The sequence below is a fragment of the Bradyrhizobium yuanmingense genome (assembly GCF_900094575.1).
Classification (GTDB): Bacteria; Pseudomonadota; Alphaproteobacteria; order Rhizobiales; family Xanthobacteraceae; genus Bradyrhizobium; species Bradyrhizobium yuanmingense.
Genome location: NZ_FMAE01000005.1, coordinates 193,291 through 209,239 on the forward strand (window position 1 = coordinate 193,291; position 15,949 = coordinate 209,239).

Annotated in this window: 13 protein-coding genes, 1 tRNA gene and 1 pseudogene; all 15 read right to left on the reverse strand. The window is 65.6% G+C overall.

Annotated elements, in window-relative coordinates; all coding sequences use genetic code 11:
• Nucleotides 1–108: 108 nt before the first annotated feature.
• Entirely contained in the window at nucleotides 109–405 is a 297-nt protein-coding gene (locus tag GA0061099_RS18285) for a hypothetical protein (RefSeq protein ID WP_036031449.1), read from the reverse strand.
• Nucleotides 406–1,194: 789 nt separating this feature from the next.
• A tRNA-Ser gene (locus GA0061099_RS18290) sits at nucleotides 1,195–1,284 on the reverse strand.
• 119 nt (nucleotides 1,285–1,403) lie between these two features.
• A complete protein-coding gene (locus GA0061099_RS18295) occupies nucleotides 1,404–1,748 on the reverse strand; it encodes a hypothetical protein (RefSeq protein ID WP_036028056.1) in 345 nt (114 codons plus the stop codon).
• Nucleotides 1,749–1,870: 122 nt separating this feature from the next.
• On the reverse strand, nucleotides 1,871–2,194 hold the full coding sequence (locus GA0061099_RS18300; RefSeq protein ID WP_036028057.1) for a hypothetical protein: 324 nt from the start codon (nucleotides 2,192–2,194) through the stop codon (nucleotides 1,871–1,873).
• A 315-nt stretch (nucleotides 2,195–2,509) separates the two neighbouring features.
• On the reverse strand, nucleotides 2,510–2,959 hold the full coding sequence (locus GA0061099_RS18310) for a hypothetical protein (protein ID WP_244429371.1): 450 nt from the start codon (nucleotides 2,957–2,959) through the stop codon (nucleotides 2,510–2,512).
• Nucleotides 2,960–3,217: 258 nt separating this feature from the next.
• The gene (gene ilvD, locus GA0061099_RS18315) at nucleotides 3,218–5,068 is read right to left on the reverse strand and encodes a dihydroxy-acid dehydratase (protein ID WP_036028060.1); all 1,851 of its coding nucleotides are present in this window, start codon (nucleotides 5,066–5,068) and stop codon (nucleotides 3,218–3,220) included.
• A gap of 291 nt (nucleotides 5,069–5,359) precedes the next feature.
• On the reverse strand, nucleotides 5,360–6,220 hold the full coding sequence (locus GA0061099_RS18320; protein WP_036028061.1) for an ABC transporter permease: 861 nt from the start codon (nucleotides 6,218–6,220) through the stop codon (nucleotides 5,360–5,362).
• Nucleotides 6,217–7,146, reverse strand: coding sequence for an ABC transporter permease (locus GA0061099_RS18325; RefSeq protein WP_036028062.1), 930 nt, complete (start codon nucleotides 7,144–7,146; stop codon nucleotides 6,217–6,219). The genes GA0061099_RS18320 and GA0061099_RS18325 overlap by 4 nt, the downstream gene beginning before the upstream one ends.
• Nucleotides 7,146–8,132, reverse strand: a complete 987-nt coding sequence (locus GA0061099_RS18330; protein ID WP_074447958.1) for an ABC transporter ATP-binding protein — start codon at nucleotides 8,130–8,132, stop codon at nucleotides 7,146–7,148. Before GA0061099_RS18330 ends, GA0061099_RS18325 begins: the two co-directional genes overlap by 1 nt.
• Nucleotides 8,129–9,111 (reverse strand): annotated as a pseudogene (locus GA0061099_RS18335) (ABC transporter ATP-binding protein). The gene GA0061099_RS18330 and the pseudogene GA0061099_RS18335 overlap by 4 nt, the downstream one beginning before the upstream one ends.
• 2 nt (nucleotides 9,112–9,113) lie before the next feature.
• Nucleotides 9,114–10,751 (reverse strand): ABC transporter substrate-binding protein, encoded by a 1,638-nt coding sequence (locus GA0061099_RS18340; RefSeq protein WP_074448021.1) that lies wholly within the window; start codon nucleotides 10,749–10,751, stop codon nucleotides 9,114–9,116.
• A 28-nt stretch (nucleotides 10,752–10,779) separates the two neighbouring features.
• On the reverse strand, nucleotides 10,780–11,595 hold the full coding sequence (locus tag GA0061099_RS18345) for a sugar phosphate isomerase/epimerase family protein (protein ID WP_036028070.1): 816 nt from the start codon (nucleotides 11,593–11,595) through the stop codon (nucleotides 10,780–10,782).
• A gap of 455 nt (nucleotides 11,596–12,050) precedes the next feature.
• Nucleotides 12,051–13,346, reverse strand: a complete 1,296-nt coding sequence (locus GA0061099_RS18350; protein WP_036028071.1) for a DUF1236 domain-containing protein — start codon at nucleotides 13,344–13,346, stop codon at nucleotides 12,051–12,053.
• 104 nt (nucleotides 13,347–13,450) lie between these two features.
• Nucleotides 13,451–13,834, reverse strand: coding sequence for a GrlR family regulatory protein (locus GA0061099_RS18355; RefSeq protein ID WP_036012369.1), 384 nt, complete (start codon nucleotides 13,832–13,834; stop codon nucleotides 13,451–13,453).
• Nucleotides 13,835–13,865: 31 nt separating this feature from the next.
• Nucleotides 13,866–15,899, reverse strand: coding sequence for an NAD(+) synthase (locus tag GA0061099_RS18360; protein ID WP_074447959.1), 2,034 nt, complete (start codon nucleotides 15,897–15,899; stop codon nucleotides 13,866–13,868).
• Between the last annotated feature and the right edge of the window lie 50 nt (nucleotides 15,900–15,949).

The following is a 15,949-nucleotide window of genomic DNA, read 5'->3' on the forward strand; positions in this document are numbered from 1 at the left end:
GCGTTTGCGTCTAAACGCGCTGGAGGCTCAAGGGGTTCCACGCGGTCAACGGCTGCGGTTCGATGCGAATGCCGAATGTCCGGCCCTCTGGGCCCGTCGCACAAGTCGTCATTTGGTGCGGACAAACTTCGCGCCGGCGCTCCTCAACACATCGACAATTTTCTCAGGGGCCTCGCCGTGAAAATCGACGGAAACCTCGATCAGGCCTTCCAGCTTCTGCCGTCCCTCCGGTGTGGGCGCTGTCTTGACGTCAGGACCTGCCGCGCGTGTTCCCACGGTGTTCGCAGCGCCGGCAGGCTGGACGAAGACGTCGCCTCGCGGCACGCCGCATTCCTGCACGACATGCTCAACCGCAAGCTCGGCTCCGCGGCGCGTGTCGAATTCTCCAATGATGGTGCTTTCCAAGGCTGCTCTCCGTGTGCTCGAGACTGCGAACAACAGACGAGCCGAGGCCAAGTTCCTGAGGGAGCATGCAAGAGGATGACGGTCGGATCCCAGGCGCTGATGATCAGAACCGAATCAGTCCAAACAGGAAGAGCAGCGCCACCGTGACCAGGCCGGAGATCAGCAGCGAGCCGAGACATCCCAGCCGGTTCGAGAAAAAGAAGAACATGCGTTGCCCGCTGTGAAGCTTGCTGTCGGGCTAATCTCTCTAAGTCAGTAGCGTTCCTGCGCAGTTTCGCGTGTCCGTGGCTCTAGCACGCAACGCTTCCTTCCACTGCATTTCAACCAGTCCCGATCCTCCTCTTGAAGACTGGAGATCCAAACGCAACATGGGTCTACGGCACCGCCGGAATCCGTCTCTCCAACATCGCGGGCCGGACTTGAGCGAGGAAGATTGAACAGATCCGTCGGGCTGCGGTGTTAGGAATGGGTCTCGGCCAAATGACCCGAGCGGCACCGGGGCGCCGCCAATCCAGACCTTGGGAGTGACGCGCCGAGGCGCCCCAGTCTTTCCAGCGCAGGCTAGTGCAACACGCGAGCGGCTTCGGCGAGCCGGCCCCTTTCTCTCAGCTCCTCGAGCTCCTCGATCGCGTCCAGCAATCTCACCAGCTCGCGGGCAATATGTGTCAAACCGGACTTGGATTGCTTTAAGATACGAACTCGCTGTGCCATCGGTGCACGCCTCCATGGTCGGGCACGTCCAATTGGCAAGGAGCGTGCCAGCCCACGAGGGGAACTTATGGCGATTTCTGGCGGAAGGGGTGGGATTCGAACCCACGGTACCCTTGCGGGCACGCCGGTTTTCAAGACCGGTGCCTTAAACCACTCGGCCACCCTTCCAGTCCCGGGAATGGGTGTCGCTTAACGTAGTCGACCGCGCAAGGCAACGCCAAGTTGGCGCAAGTGCTCAAACCTTTGCCGGCCGGAGCGCGGCGCGTTCCTTTTCCTGCACAACCTGTCTAGCTCTTCGGGCAATCAACCAGGACGGCACTCCGGATGTACTTGGTCCCCTGCCGGTCGCTGACGTTGCGCCCGAATTGAGGGCTGTAGTTCAGGTCGTAGCGGCACCCTGCCTGCATTGCCTTGTAGATCGCGCCCCGTTCGATCACGTAACTCCCTTGTGGGAGCGTCTTGAGGCGGACCTGTGTGATGGTCTGCTCCTGGCCGTGGTCCGGGCCGAGATAGGTAACGCGATCGGTCGAGCCGACCGACCAGACCACCGCAACTGCGCACATCAGTGAAACGGCGAAAGCAGCGACCAGCCCGAGTTGCGGTCGCTCGACGGAGTCCAGAAACGAGCTCATGCCGTTTCGTGTCGTTCCGGGCCTTGCGGTTCAAAGGCTCCCTCACCTTTGCGTCGCGCAATAGAAAGCGCGGCGCCCCGCGAAGAGCGCCGTCCTGAAATTCTTTGTTGTTTGCGTCTAGCTCAGTAGCCGCAGGACGCGCAGTTCATCTGCACCGGGGCGTAATAGGAATAACCCGGCGAGACCATCTCGACGCGCTGCCGGGTGGCGTATTGCGGCGGGATGCGCTCGTACTGGACGCTGGGCGGCGCGACCATCACGGTCTGCGGCACCATCACGGTGCGGTACTGCGCCGGCGTGCGGTGCGCGACCACGGAGCCGGGCGAGACCATCACGGTCTCGTCGACGGTGCGGTATTGCGGCGGCACATATTGTTGCTGGTAGCAGGTCGTGCACGGCGGCGGCGTGTAGCAATTGTAGCAGCCGGCGGAGGCCGCGCCCGTCATGGAAATGGCGGCGACGGCCGTTGAGAAAACGACAGCGAGAGTACGAGACATTGCGGTGGTGCCCCAGTTGCCCGAAACGGATCTGCGAAGGTCGCGGGAGTATACGGCGCAAAACCTTGCCTTGCCGAACTTCGTCGAGGCATCCTTAATGCGAACGATCGATCGCGGCGGAGCGGTAAGAACTCATTGACCACGCGCATTAACGCGCGGGAGGTTTGCGCGGGGGTGCGCATGACAGCGAGTCCGCGATCGGACATCGCCGCGGCACTCGTTCGAGCATAATTTGCAGTTCATCCTCGTTCCATGTTCGAGCTTTCAACGCCTCGCTGCTCTTTCCAGAAACTCCAACAGCGAGGGATCGGTCTCCTCGAGTTCGACGAAGCGACGGCGCAGCTCATCGGCGATTTCAGCGGTGGCATCGCGCGACCATCCCTCCGCGGTATTGAAGGCCACGATACGTGCGGGATGGAGATATTGCCCTTCGGCGAGATGTCTGAGCAGGGTCGCACGATTGGCGTCCTCCTCGGCCGTCTCGCACCAAGCCCGGCCCAGGCGGCGGCCGAAATCATCGAGCACAAGATAGACGTCCCGGTCTGTCGTGATTTGCGGCACGAGTGATGGAGAATGACTCATGGCTAACTCCGCTATTGGCAATCCGAACCTTTGCGGACGAACCTCGATACGGCGACCGCCTCGGCTGGATTCGGAAAAATGGATTTCGACGATTTTTCTTAGGATGACACGATTAAATAAAAATAAAAACAAAATTAATAAAAATTAAATAGCAAAATGTGGACAATGCACTAAGTTGATGATGCCTGGCGGGCGAGCCCGCACGTCGGGTGCCCACTGAGCAAACGGCTCCCGCTCCCACCCCAACCAGCCCCACGCCCTAGGGAGGCGGGGGCCGTTCTTTCCCAATCTCCGTTCCGGCTACTTCCTGCAACGGCGCATCTGGGTGGTCGCACGGAGCCGCGAGGCGTTCCGAAGATCGCCGATCCAGCCCAGTGGCGCCGATGCCGCCTACTTCGGACGCCGCTTGACCTCGCGCACCGCACCGCGCGCGGCGCTGGTGGTGAGCGCGGCGTAAGCCTGCAGCGCGGTCGAGACGTTGCGCTTGCGGCCTTGCGCCTGCCAGGCGGCATCGCCCTTCGCCTCCTCCGCGGCGCGGCGCTTGGCGAGCTCCTCGTCGGAGACCTCGAGGCTGATGCTGCGGTTCGGGATGTCGATGGCGATGATGTCGCCCGTCCGCACCAGACCGATATTGCCGCCTTCGGCGGCCTCCGGCGACAGATGGCCGATCGACAGGCCGGAGGAGCCGCCGGAGAAGCGGCCGTCGGTGACGAGCGCGCAGGCTTTGCCGAGGCCCATCGATTTCAGATAGCTGGTCGGATACAGCATCTCCTGCATGCCGGGGCCGCCGCGCGGGCCTTCATAGATGATGACCACGACCTCGCCGGCGACGACCTTGCCGCCCAAGATGCCTTCGACCGCCGCGTCCTGGCTTTCGAACACGCGCGCGGGGCCGGAGAATTTCAGGATCGAGGCGTCGACGCCGGCGGTCTTCACGATGCAGCCGTCCTGCGCGAGATTGCCGTAGAGCACGGCGAGACCGCCGTCCTTGCTGAAGGCGTGCGCGAGATCGCGCACGACGCCCTTCTCGCGGTCGGCGTCGAGCTCGTCGTAGCGGCGCTCCTGGCTGAAGGCGACTTGCGTGGGGATGCCGCCGGGCGAAGCGCGATAGAAGGTCCGGACCGTCTCACTCTTGGTGCGCTTGATGTCCCAGCGCTCCAGCGCCTCGTTCATGGTCGGCGCGTGCACGGTCGAGACCGAAGTGTCGATCAGCCCGGCGCGGTCGAGCTCGCCGAGGATGCCCATGATGCCGCCGGCACGGTGCACGTCCTCGACATGCACGTCGGCAACGGAAGGCGCGACCTTGCAGAGCACGGGCACGCGGCGCGACAGACGGTCGATGTCCTTCATGGTGAAGGCGACCTGCCCCTCATGGGCGGCGGCCAAGAGATGCAGCACGGTGTTGGTCGAGCCGCCCATCGCGATGTCGAGCGTCATCGCGTTTTCGAACGCCTTGAAATTCGCGATGTTGCGCGGCAGCACGGATGCATCGTCCTGCTCGTAATAACGGCGGACCAGATCGACGATGGTGTGACCGGCCTCGACGAACAGGCGCTTGCGGTCGGCATGGGTTGCGACCACCGAGCCGTTGCCGGGCAGCGCGAGGCCCAGCGCCTCAGTCAGGCAGTTCATGGAATTGGCGGTGAACATGCCCGAGCAGGAGCCGCAGGTCGGGCACGCCGAGCGCTCGATCACCTTGACGTCCTCGTCGCTGACCTTGCTATCGGCGGCGGCCACCATGGCGTCGATGAGGTCGACCGCCTTGGTCTTGCCGGCCAGCTTGACCTTGCCGGCCTCCATCGGCCCGCCCGAGACGAACACGGCGGGGATGTTGAGCCTGAGCGCGGCCATCAGCATGCCGGGCGTGATCTTGTCGCAATTGGAGATGCAGACGAGGCCGTCGGCGCAATGCGCGTTGGCCATGTACTCGACGCTGTCTGCGATCAACTCGCGCGACGGCAGGCTGTAGAGCATGCCGTCATGGCCCATGGCGATGCCGTCGTCGACCGCGATGGTGTTGAATTCCTTGGCGACGCCGCCGGCCTGCTCGATCTCGCGTGCCACGAGCTGGCCGAGGTCCTTCAGATGCACGTGGCCCGGCACGAACTGGGTGAAGGAGTTGACCACCGCGATGATCGGCTTGCCGAAATCGGCGTCCTTCATGCCCGTCGCGCGCCAGAGGCCGCGGGCGCCCGCCATGTTGCGGCCGTGGGTGGTGGTGCGGGAGCGATAGGCTGGCATGGCGGTTTCCGTCCTCGGGTTTGCGTCGGCCGGGGCGGGAAAATGTGGAGCCACCTCAGGCCTTTCCGGCCGGATAGCGCACGGACCCGGCGGGCGCAACGGGAACTTGGGTCGGACAGGGCTCCCCTGCTCCCGGCGCGGGGGGCTCGTCGCTCACTCTCTGTCATTCCGGGGCGATGCGCAGCATCGAACCCGGAATCCATCGGGCGGCAGCACCCGCGGGACAATGGATTCCGGGTTCGCGCCTTTCGGCGCGCCCCGGAATGACGGCGGGGGGCGTCGGAGCCCCTATTACAGCGTCGGATCGAGCCGATCGCGCAGCCAGTCGCCGATCACCGACACGGCCAGCGTGGTCACTACGATGGTCGTCGCCGGCGCCAGCATGATCCAGGGGGCGCGGGTCAGATATTCCCGGCCGTAGCCGACCATGTTGCCGAGGCTGGTCATCGGCGGCTGCACGCCGAGGCCGAGGAAGGACAGGCCTGACTCCATCAGGATCACCTCGGGGAACACGAGCGTGGTCGAGACGATCAAGGTCGAGGCGATGTTGGGCAGGATGTGCCGGAGGTAGATCCGCGACGGCGTCGCCCCTAGCTGGCGGACGGCAGCGGCGTAGCCCTGCGCATTGGCGGAGATGGCAAGGCCCCGCGCGATGCGGGCGTAGCGCTCCCAGCCGAACAGGCCCATCAGCCCGACCAAGAGCGGCAACGAGTTGCCGAAGAAGGCGAGCACGGCCAGCGCCATGATCAGGAAGGGCATGCTGGCCTGGAAGTCGGTCAGCATCAGCACGAGCTGCTCGACGAACCCACGAAAATGCGCGGCGAGGAAGCCGAGGGTGGTCCCGACCACGGCCGAGATTGCGGTCGCGCCGAACGCGATCAGGAGCGAGATGCGGATCGAGACGAGCAGCCGCGACAGCACGTCCCGGCCAAGCTCGTCGGTGCCGAGCCAGTGCGCGGCATTGCCGGGCGCAGCAAGCCGGTTGCGCAGGTCGAGCTGCGTGAAGCCGTAAGGCGCGATCTTCTCCGCAAAGGCCGCGATCAGCAGCATCGCGACGATCCAACTGATTGCCAGCGCGACCGAGACCGGAATGGCCGGCAGGCTGATGCGGCGTGAAAGCGCCTTGGTCTCCTTCAGCGTCGCGTCGGTCATGCGTGCGCTCCTTTGCTGCGCAGGCGCGGGTCGAGGAAGCCGTAGAGGAAGTCGACGATCAGATTGGACGTCACCATGGTCATCGCAACCAGCAGCAGGATGCATTGCACGACCGCGAGATCGCGGTTGGCAACCGCAACGACGAGAAGCCGCCCTACTCCCGGCCAGGCGAACACGCTCTCGACCACGACCGCGCCTGCGATCAGCGTGCCCACCATGAAGCCGAGGATAGTCACGGTCGGGATCGCTGCATTCGGCAGCGCATGCGAGGTCACCACCTTGCGCCACGGCACGCCTTTTGCGGATGCGGTGCGGATATAGGGCTGGCCCAGCACCTCCAGCATGGCGCTGCGGGTGAAGCGCGCCAGCACCGCCGCGCCGCCGAGGCTGAGCGTTGCGATCGGCAGGATGGCGTGGCGCCAGCTGTCCTGCCCGCCCGAAGGGAGCCAGCCCAGCTGCACGGCGAAGATCAGCACCAGCAGCAGCGCGAGCACGAAGCTCGGCACGGTAAAGCCCGCGACCGCCGTCATCATCACGGCGCGGTCGATTCCCGAGCCGCGATGCAGCGCGGCGTAGATGCCGGCGGAAATGCCGAGCGCCACCTTGAAGAAGAACGCCGGCAGGGTCAGCGCCAGCGTTGCCGGGATGCGTTCCAGCACCAGCTCTATCGCGGGCCGGCCGTCGCGCATGGAGCGGCCGAGCTCGCCCTTGGCGATGGCGCCGAAATAATCGAAATATTGAGCCCAGATCGGGTCATCGAGGCCCCAAGCCTTGCGGAATGCCGCGAGCACCTCCGGCGGCGCCTCCGGTCCCAGGATCATCAGTGCGGGATCGCCTGACAGCCGCAACACGATGAAGGCGAAGGTCACGACGAGCACGATCGTGAGCGCGGCGCGTCCGATCCGAATAGCGAAATAACGTCCCATCAGGCGGCGTCCCGTGTCGCAGCGCCGGTGACGAGATGGCAGGCGACCTGCCGGTCGCCGCCGACGGCGGACAGCGCCGGCACCTCGCTCGCGCAGCGCGCGACGGCGCGCGGACAGCGCGGATGGAAGGCGCAGCCCGTGGGGCGCGCGGCCGGATTCGGCGGATCGCCCGACAGCACGATCCGGCCCGCACTGCGGCGGCCCGGCGCGGGCGAGGCCGAGACCAGCGCCTGGGTGTAAGGATGCTCGGGCCGCGCGAACAGATCGTCCGCGCTGCCGATCTCGACGATGCGGCCGAGATACATCACGGCGACGACGTTGCTGATCTGCCTGACGACGCGCAGATCGTGGCTGATGAAGAGCAGCGTCAGCGACAGCTGCGCCTGCAGATCGCAGAGCAGGTTCACCACCTGGGCCTGGATCGAAACGTCGAGCGCGCTGACCGGCTCGTCGCAGACCAGGAAATCCGGCTTGGTGGCCAGCGCCCGCGCCAGCACGATGCGCTGACGCTGCCCGCCGGAGAGCGCGCCGGGATAGCGCGCACCATGCGCCGGCGTCAGTTCGACGGCGTGCAAGAGCTCGCGGACGCGCTCGTCGCGCATCGCAGGCGTGCCGAGGCCGTGAATGTCGAGCGGCTCGCGAATCTGCGTGGCGACCGGCAGCCGCCGGTCGAGTGCACCGAGCGGATCCTGGAAGATCATCTGCATCCGCGCGCGCTGCGCACGCCACGCCGTTGTCCCAAGCGCGGCCATCGGCTTGCCGTCGAACCGTACCTCGCCGCTATCAGGCGGCTCGAGGCCGAGCACGATGCGTCCCGTGGTGGATTTGCCCGAACCGGATTCGCCGACGAGACCGAGCGTCTGGCCCCTTGGAATCGTCAGCGACACGCCATCGACGGCATGCACGGCCGCAGCTCTCCCGAACATTCCGGAGCGCATCGCATAGGTGCGCGAGATCGCGGAGACCTCGACCAGCGGCGGACTCATTCGGCGGCCATCCCGAGCAGCGCGCGGCGCGAGGTCTCGGCGCGGACGCAGGCCACGCTGCGGTCATCCGCGATCGGCGCCAGCGTCGGCGCCGCAAGGCCGCATGCTTCCGCGACCAGCGCGCAGCGCGGCGCGAAGGCGCACCCCCCGGGCATGTGCGCGGGATCGGCACCGTGCCGGGAATGGCGGTGAGGCGCCGCCGCGGACCATCGAGCGGCGGCAGCGCGCCGATCAACCCTTGTGCATAGGGATGCACGGGATCGGCGAACAGCTGGTTGCTCGGCGCCTGCTCGACGATGCGGCCGGCATACATCACCGCGACGCGGTCGCAATTCTCCGCGACGACGCCGAGGTCGTGGCTGATCAGCACCATGGCCATGCCGAGCTCGCGGCGGACCGTGGAGAGCAGCTCCAGGATCTGTGCCTGAATGGTGGCATCGAGCGCAGTGGTCGGCTCGTCCGCGATCAAGAGATCGGGATTCCCGGCCAGCGCCATCGCGATCATGATGCGCTGGACCTGGCCGCCGGAGAATTCGTGCGGATAGGCCTCGAGCCGGCGGCCAGCGTCGGGAATGCCGACGAGATCAAGCAGCCGCCGCGCCTCCGCCTTCACGGCGTTGCCTTGGAGATCGCGATGCAGCGCCAGCGCTTCGCAAAGCTGCCTGCGGATGGTCAGCACCGGGTTGAGCGCGCTCGCCGGATCCTGGAAGATCATGGCGATGCGCCCGCCCCTGACCTGATCGAGCTCGGCGGCCGGCGCGCCGAGAATCTGGCGCCCGTCGAGCCGCACCGAGCCAGAGACTTGCGCATGGCGCGGCAACAGCCCCAGCGCGGCGAGCCAGGTCACCGATTTGCCGGAGCCGGACTCGCCGACGAGGCCGACGGCCTCGCCCTTCTGCAAGGCAATGTCGATGCCGCGCAGGACCGGCACGCCATTGAAGCCGACGCGCAAGTCCTCGATGCTGACCAGCGGCTTCACCTTCAGACCTCGAAATTACCGGCGCGGAAATCCATCGCGAAGGCGGGCGCTGCCTTCCACTTGATCGATTTCGGCTTGGCCGTGAAGGTCGCGTTCTGGTGCAGCACCGTGTAGGCGGGATCTTCGCGCTCGGCGATCTCGAGCATGCGGCGGAACGCCTTCTTGCGCGCGGCCCGGTCGGTCGAGGTCTCCAGGAATTCGGAGAGCGTGTTCAGGTCGGCATTGGTCCATTCGCCGATCTGCTGCTGCTGGCCGTTCGGCCCGTGCTGGGCGACCAGCGACGACACCGGATCGTTGAAGGCGGCCGAGTTCGACCAGTCGCGCACGGCGCGTGCCGGCCCGCGCTCCATGATCTGCGACCAGTTCTCCTTGGTCTCGATCTGCACGTTGAGCCCGACCGATTTCCACATCTCGACCAGTATCTGCGCGGTCGCGACCTGGTTGGTGTAGTAGTTGTTGAGCAGGCGGTACGGGATCGGGTCGCCCTTATAATTGGCCTGCTTGAGCAGATCCTGCGCAAGCTTGGGATCGTAGGCCGGCACGTTCCAATCGGCGTTGAACATGTCGCCGTAGAATTCCCATTGCAGACCCTTCGGCACACGGGTGCGGCCGGCCCACAGGCTGTCGACGATCGCCTGGCGATCGATCGCATGGGTGAAGGCGCGCCGCACCAGCGGATTGGCGAGCACGGCGTGGTTCTTGTCGAACACGGTAAGGCGATGATTCTGAATCGTGCCGCCCTGCACTTCGAACGCGGAATTCTTCTCGATGCCGGCAATCTGGTCCGGCGGGATGTCGCAGGCGAACTGGTATTCGCCCGAGAGCAGTCCGTTGATGCGGCTGGCGACCTCAGGCACTTCGAGGAAGCGGATGCGCTTGAGCGGCGGCCGGCCGCCCCAATATTCGTCGTGGGCTTCCAGCGTCAGCGAGACGTCGGGCTTGAGCTCGACGACCCTGTAGGGGCCGGTCGTCACCGGCTTGCGGGCCCAGTCGAGATAGCTCGCCGCCTCTTCCCAGGCGCGGCGGTTCATGATGTCGGAGCCGTAGCGCGACAGCCGGCCTTCGATCGTGACGTCGGGTGTCGCGTTGTAGAAGCGCACCGTGTACTTGTCGACGGCATCGACGCGCACCAGGTCCGGCCAGATGCGGCGGGCGACCGCGGGGACGTCCGGCGGCAGCTCCTTGCCCGGGCGCGGCGTCGGGATCTTCTCGAACGCCTTGATGGTGGAGCGGTTTTTAGCCTCGGTCTCGCCGAACATGCGTTCGCGGCTGAAGGTGAAGACGACGTCTTCCGCCGTGAGCTCGTCGCCATTGTGGAACTTGACGCCCTGGCGCAGCTTCACCTCGACGGTCTGGTCGTCGATGCGGCGCCATTCGGTGGCAAGGCCCGGCACAGCTTCGAGCTTGCCGCGCCAGTTCTTGGAGATCAGGCCTTCCCAGATCGAGGAGAAGAACACGCGCTCGCCGACATTGGACTGCTCGCGCAGCACGTCGAGCACGTTCGCATTCGTGACCTTCTGCACGGCGACCGTCACCGACGGACGGTTGTCGGCTTGCGCGATGGCAAAACGCGGCAGCAGCAAGGTGCTTGCGGCGGCGCCGCCGGATTTCAGGATGGTGCGACGGGTGAGCTTGCTCATGATGTGACCCTGCCCTTTGTGATTGCGGTTATTCGGCGAGACCGAGCGCGGCGAGATGCGCCGCGCCCTTGCGGACATCGTCGTGATTGCGGAGTTCGAGGATCAGCCGCGGATTTGACGTCAGCCGTCCTAGCGCGCGGAATACGGCGACCCAGGGAATGTTGCCCTCGCCCGGCGCCCAGTGCCGGTCGGCAAAGCCGTCGGTGTCCTGCAGGTGCACATGCGTCAGCATGTCGCCGGCGGTCTCGACGTAATAGTCGACCGGCGGCGCGCCGGTGGAGATGTGCGCATAATTGGCGTGCCCGGTGTCGAGCGAGACGCGGACCTTGCTGCTTTCCAACGCCTTGGCGAGGCGCACGCGGTCGCGTGGATCCTTGTCCTCGATGTTCTCGATGACGATCTCGCAGCCGATCGTCTCGGCACGCGCAATCACCTCGGCGAGCGTCGCCTTGACTCGCTCGACGATATTGGCGCGGTTGTCGGGATAGAGATCGAGATTGTTGTGGTCCCAGGTCGTGAACGGCGAGTGGATCACCATCTGCGTCGCACCGAGGAACTCGGCGGCCTCGAGGCCCTGCAGCAGGCGCTTCGTTACGGCCTGGCGGATCATCGGATCGTGGCTGTCGATCTTGAAGCCCCAGAACGGACCGTGGATGCCGAGCCGGCCGGTGTGCCCGGTGAGTATCTGCTTGATCTCGCTAGCGGTTGCGCGCCAGTCGCTATCGAGCAGATCGGCGCGGAAGAAGTCCTGGATTTCCAGATCGCGCTGCTTTTCGAGAAGCCAGTCACGATGCGCGGGGATCGATTTGATGGACAATGCGGCGCCCAGCACCGGCTTCGACATGGCATGCTCCTTCGTCGTCAGCGATGACGGGAGCAGCGCTAGACCAGTTCAATGACAGGCCCGTGAAATGCGCCTTCCGCAGCGTGGACGAGATGTGGACATCCTGCCCGCGCGTGCTGCGGTTCAAGCAAAAGCGATCGCTCCGAGCGACGCCGAATGGGCACATGGCAAGCGCCATCGTGTCCGTAGTGATCCGGAATGGAATCCTAGCCGTCCTTCGCGTACATCGCGGGACATCGATCGGCGGCCACTTCCACGGGCATCACCCTCTGATCGCGCTACATGGGGTTGGGGGACCACATGGGGCGGGGGATTGAAGGCTGGGGCAAGGTGACGAGGTCCGGACTCCTAGGCACTCCGGACCTCGAAACTTTTTAGATTGAACGCAGCAACGCGCCGTCCGGTGGGGCATCCGGGCGGCGCGTTGTCGTTTCAGAGCCTCTTTGTTTCGGCGCTTAGCGTGTCTGCGGCTCCAGCGTCACCGTGCAATCGCCCTGCCCTTGCGTCGCGACCACGATGTTGCCCGCGGGAGCGCCGAGAGCGATCGGCGTGGACGAGCCGCCGCCAGGCATCTGGACGATCACGCTCAGGGAATCGGTGCGCGCAGTCGAGCCCACGGTGGTCGGCTCGGCCTGAGCGACGTTGCCGGAGGCATCACGTCGCATGATCTGGCAGTTCACCATGTTGTTTCCGCCGGCCGCCGCCATGCTTGACGACGAGGAGGCGCTGCCACCCATTTGGGCCCGGGCCCGCGACGGATCGCGGGGTACCTGGCTGACGATGCGATGCGAGCGCGGCTCCACGATAATGACCTCGTCTTCCGTCGTGAAATATTCGTAGCCGCGATATGCAGGCTCGATCGAGACGATCTCGGGCGGCAGCCGATGCAGACGCACGCGCGAGGGAATCGTCTCGCCGACCCGGATCGAGATGTTCAGATTGCGCTCCGGCTGCGCCAGGCGTGCGCGGCTCACCGTTTCGGAGATCCGCACCTGCCTCTCGGTCGTCACCTGGGCCTGCTGGTTGACCTGCGTGTTGGTCTGCGTGGTCTGATTGGCCTGGTTGGTCTGCGTGCCCGTGGAGCCGGGCGCGGTCTGTGCGTTGTTGGTCGGAGCCGCGCGGCTGGTATCCGTCGCAGTGGCCGGCTGGTTGCTCTGTTGCGCCGGCGGCTGCTGCTCGGCGGCACTGCGCGGCGGCTGGGCCTGGTTGCGCTCGTTCTGGTTGGCCGTAGCTCCGGTGCGCTCGTTCTGCTGGCCAGCCGGGCCAGTCGTCGGGCCAGTCTTGGATCTCTCGGATTCGGCGGTTGATTTCTGCGGCGCAGCCTTGTCCTGCGCAGCCTTGTCCTGCTTGGTTTCCGCACCGCTCTTGCCCGCATCGCGTCCGGGCTTGGTGCTCTCGGCCTCCCGGTTGCGATCGCGCGAAGGCTCACGGGAGTCTTGTGCCTGGTCCCTCGCCTTCGGTTGATTGCGCTCCGAGGCCGTCGCGGGCTGGCGCTTGTCGTTACTGGCCTCGCTCTTGGCAGCGCCGCCTCGATCCTCGCGGCCTGCGCCCTGAAGCCGCTCTTGGGCGCCTTGCGCGCGCTCTTGAACGCGTTCTTGAGCCGCACCACCGCGCTGCGGAGAAGCGCCCTTGGCCGGCTCCTCGGTCCGTTTCGGCTCGTCCCTGCGCTCACCGGGCGCCTGGGCATAGGCAAGGCCGGATGCGAGCATGAGCCCGACGGCCGCAGTCGATAACATCAAATGTTGACGCATGGTCCCTCTCCTCGACAATTCGCAACAATAAACGCGAACGTTCTGTTCGTACGAAGGTTCCTGAGCAGGAACGCAGTCGTGGAGGTGAGCCAATCAAGTCGCCATTACATCGCATCCTTCAGCGTCAGCCGCGCCGTGAACGTCACGCTGGTCTTGCCGACCAGCGCCATGCCTTCGACTTCCGCACCGCCGGGGAAATAGTCGCCGGAAAAGCCGCAGGTGACCTCCCTGCCGCCGAATGCGAGCGTCCTGCCGACCGCCTCGGTGTGCTGATTGACGATCATGTCGCCCCGCCACTTGCCGTTCCGGAAGGTGTAGCTGCCGGTGTAGTAGAAGTAGCTGTCGCCGCCCATGATGCGGCCGTCGCTGAGCACGACCACGCCCCTGGCCTGCCCACGCTTGCCGTCCCGCATCTCGATGTCGAAGATGTAGAGGCCGTTGACGACCCTGGCCTCCTCACCCGCTTCCGCTTCATCGCCAGCTGACATCCGATCATCCCCCACCGATCCGTTGTCCCGATCAGTTCGGCACGTTCCGCTCGAGATCCTCGAGCCATGCCGCTGCACTCGAATCCGAGGGCGCGCGCCAATCGCCGCGCGGCGACAATGAACCGCCGGCCGAGACCTTCGGCCCGTTCGGCATGGCCGAGCGCTTGAACTGGCTGAAGGCGAAGAAGCGGCGCAGGAACACCTCGAGCCAGCGGCGGATATCCGGCAGGTCATAGGCCCGGCGCCGATCGCTCGGGAAGGCCGGTGGCCATTCGCCCTTGGCAACGTCCTCCCATGCCTGAAGCGCCATGAAGGCGATCTTGGACGGCCGCATGCCGAAGCGCAGCGTATAGAACAGGTTGAAGTCCTGCAGCTCGTAAGGTCCGACGGACGCTTCCGTGCTCTGCGGCTTCTGGCCGGCCTCGACGGGCACGAGTTCCGGCGAGATCTCGGCCACAAGGATCGAGCCAAGCGTCCGGTTGACGTCGTCGCTGAACTGCTTGGAGGAGATCACCCAGCGGATCAGATGCTGGATCAGCGTCTTCGGCACGCCGGCGTTGACGTTATAATGCGCCATCTGGTCGCCGACACCATAGGTGCACCAGCCGAGCGCGAGCTCGGAGAGATCGCCGGTTCCGATCACGATGCCGCCGTGATGGTTGGCGAGCCGAAACAAATAATCCGTGCGCAGGCCGGCCTGCACGTTCTCGAAGGTGACGTCGTAGACCTTCTCGCCCTTGCCGAAGGGATGGCCGATATCCTTCAGCATCTGCGTCGCCGTGGTGCGGATGTCGAGCTCCTGCCAGCTCGTCTGCAACGCCTTCATCAGCGCGAGCGCGTTGGTCTTGCTCTCGCTGCCGGTGGCAAAGCCCGGCATGGTGTAGGCCAGGATGTTCTCGCGCGGCAGGCCGAGCAGGTCGACCGCCTTGGCGGCGACGATCAGGGCGTGGGTGGAATCGAGGCCGCCCGACACGCCGATCACCACGCGCTTGGTACCGGTGGCGCGCATGCGCTGCACCAGCCCGGCGACCTGGATGTTGTAGGCCTCGTAGCAGTCCTGCTCGAGCAGGCTCTCATCGCTCGGCACGAATGGAAAGCGCTCGACCTTGCGCAGGAAGCCGATATCGGCGGCCGGCGGCTTCAGGGCAAATGTCACCTTGCGGAAAAACGCCTCGCGCTGCCGCCGGTTGTCGTCGAACGTTCCCATCAGCGCGCGCTCCTGCCGGAGCAGGTCGAGGTCGACGTCAGCCAGCGTGATCTGGCCGCCCTGGCGGAACCGCTCACCCTCGGCCAGCAGCACGCCGTTCTCGTAGATCGAGGTCTGACCGTCCCAAGCGAGATCGGTGGTGGATTCTCCGGCCCCGGCCGCGGAATAAACGTAAGCCGCGAGGCAGCGCGCCGAGGTCGATTGGCACAGCAACGCGCGCGAGCGCGCCCGGCCGATCGTGATCGGGCTGCCCGAGAGGTTGATCAGCACGCTCGCGCCCGCAAGCGCGAGCTCCGAGGCCGGCGTCACCGGGATCCACATGTCCTCGCAGATCTCGACGCCAATGGTGAGGCCCGGAACGTCCTCGGCCGCGAACAGGAGATCAACGCCGAACGGCGCATGCAGGCCGCCAAAGGCGATGGTCTCACCGGCGATGCCGGCGCCGGAGGCGAAATGCCGTCCCTCGTAGAACTCGCGATAGGTCGGCAAGTAAGATTTCGGCACGACGCCGAGGACGTTGCCGCGATGAATGACGACGGCGCAGTTGTAGATGCGATTGCCAAAGCGCAGCGGCGCCCCGACGATCAGGACCGTCATTAGCCCCGCGGAGGCCGCAACGACGCTTGCGAGCCCGCGCTCGACCGCATCAAGCAGCGGATCCTGCTTCACCAGGTCCTCGATCGCATAACCGGACAGGCACAGCTCGGGAAACACCGCGACCGCGACCGACTGCTCATGGCAGGCATTGGCCGCCGCCAGCACGGCCTTCACGTTGGCGCTGGGATCGGCGACGTGGGAGGTGGTCACGCAGGCTGCCACGCGCGCAAATCCGTGGGCGTAAATCGAGTGGAACGTCATCGAGCGCAGTACCCTCAAATCTCTCGCCGGCGGCCAAAGCCGTCAGCTCC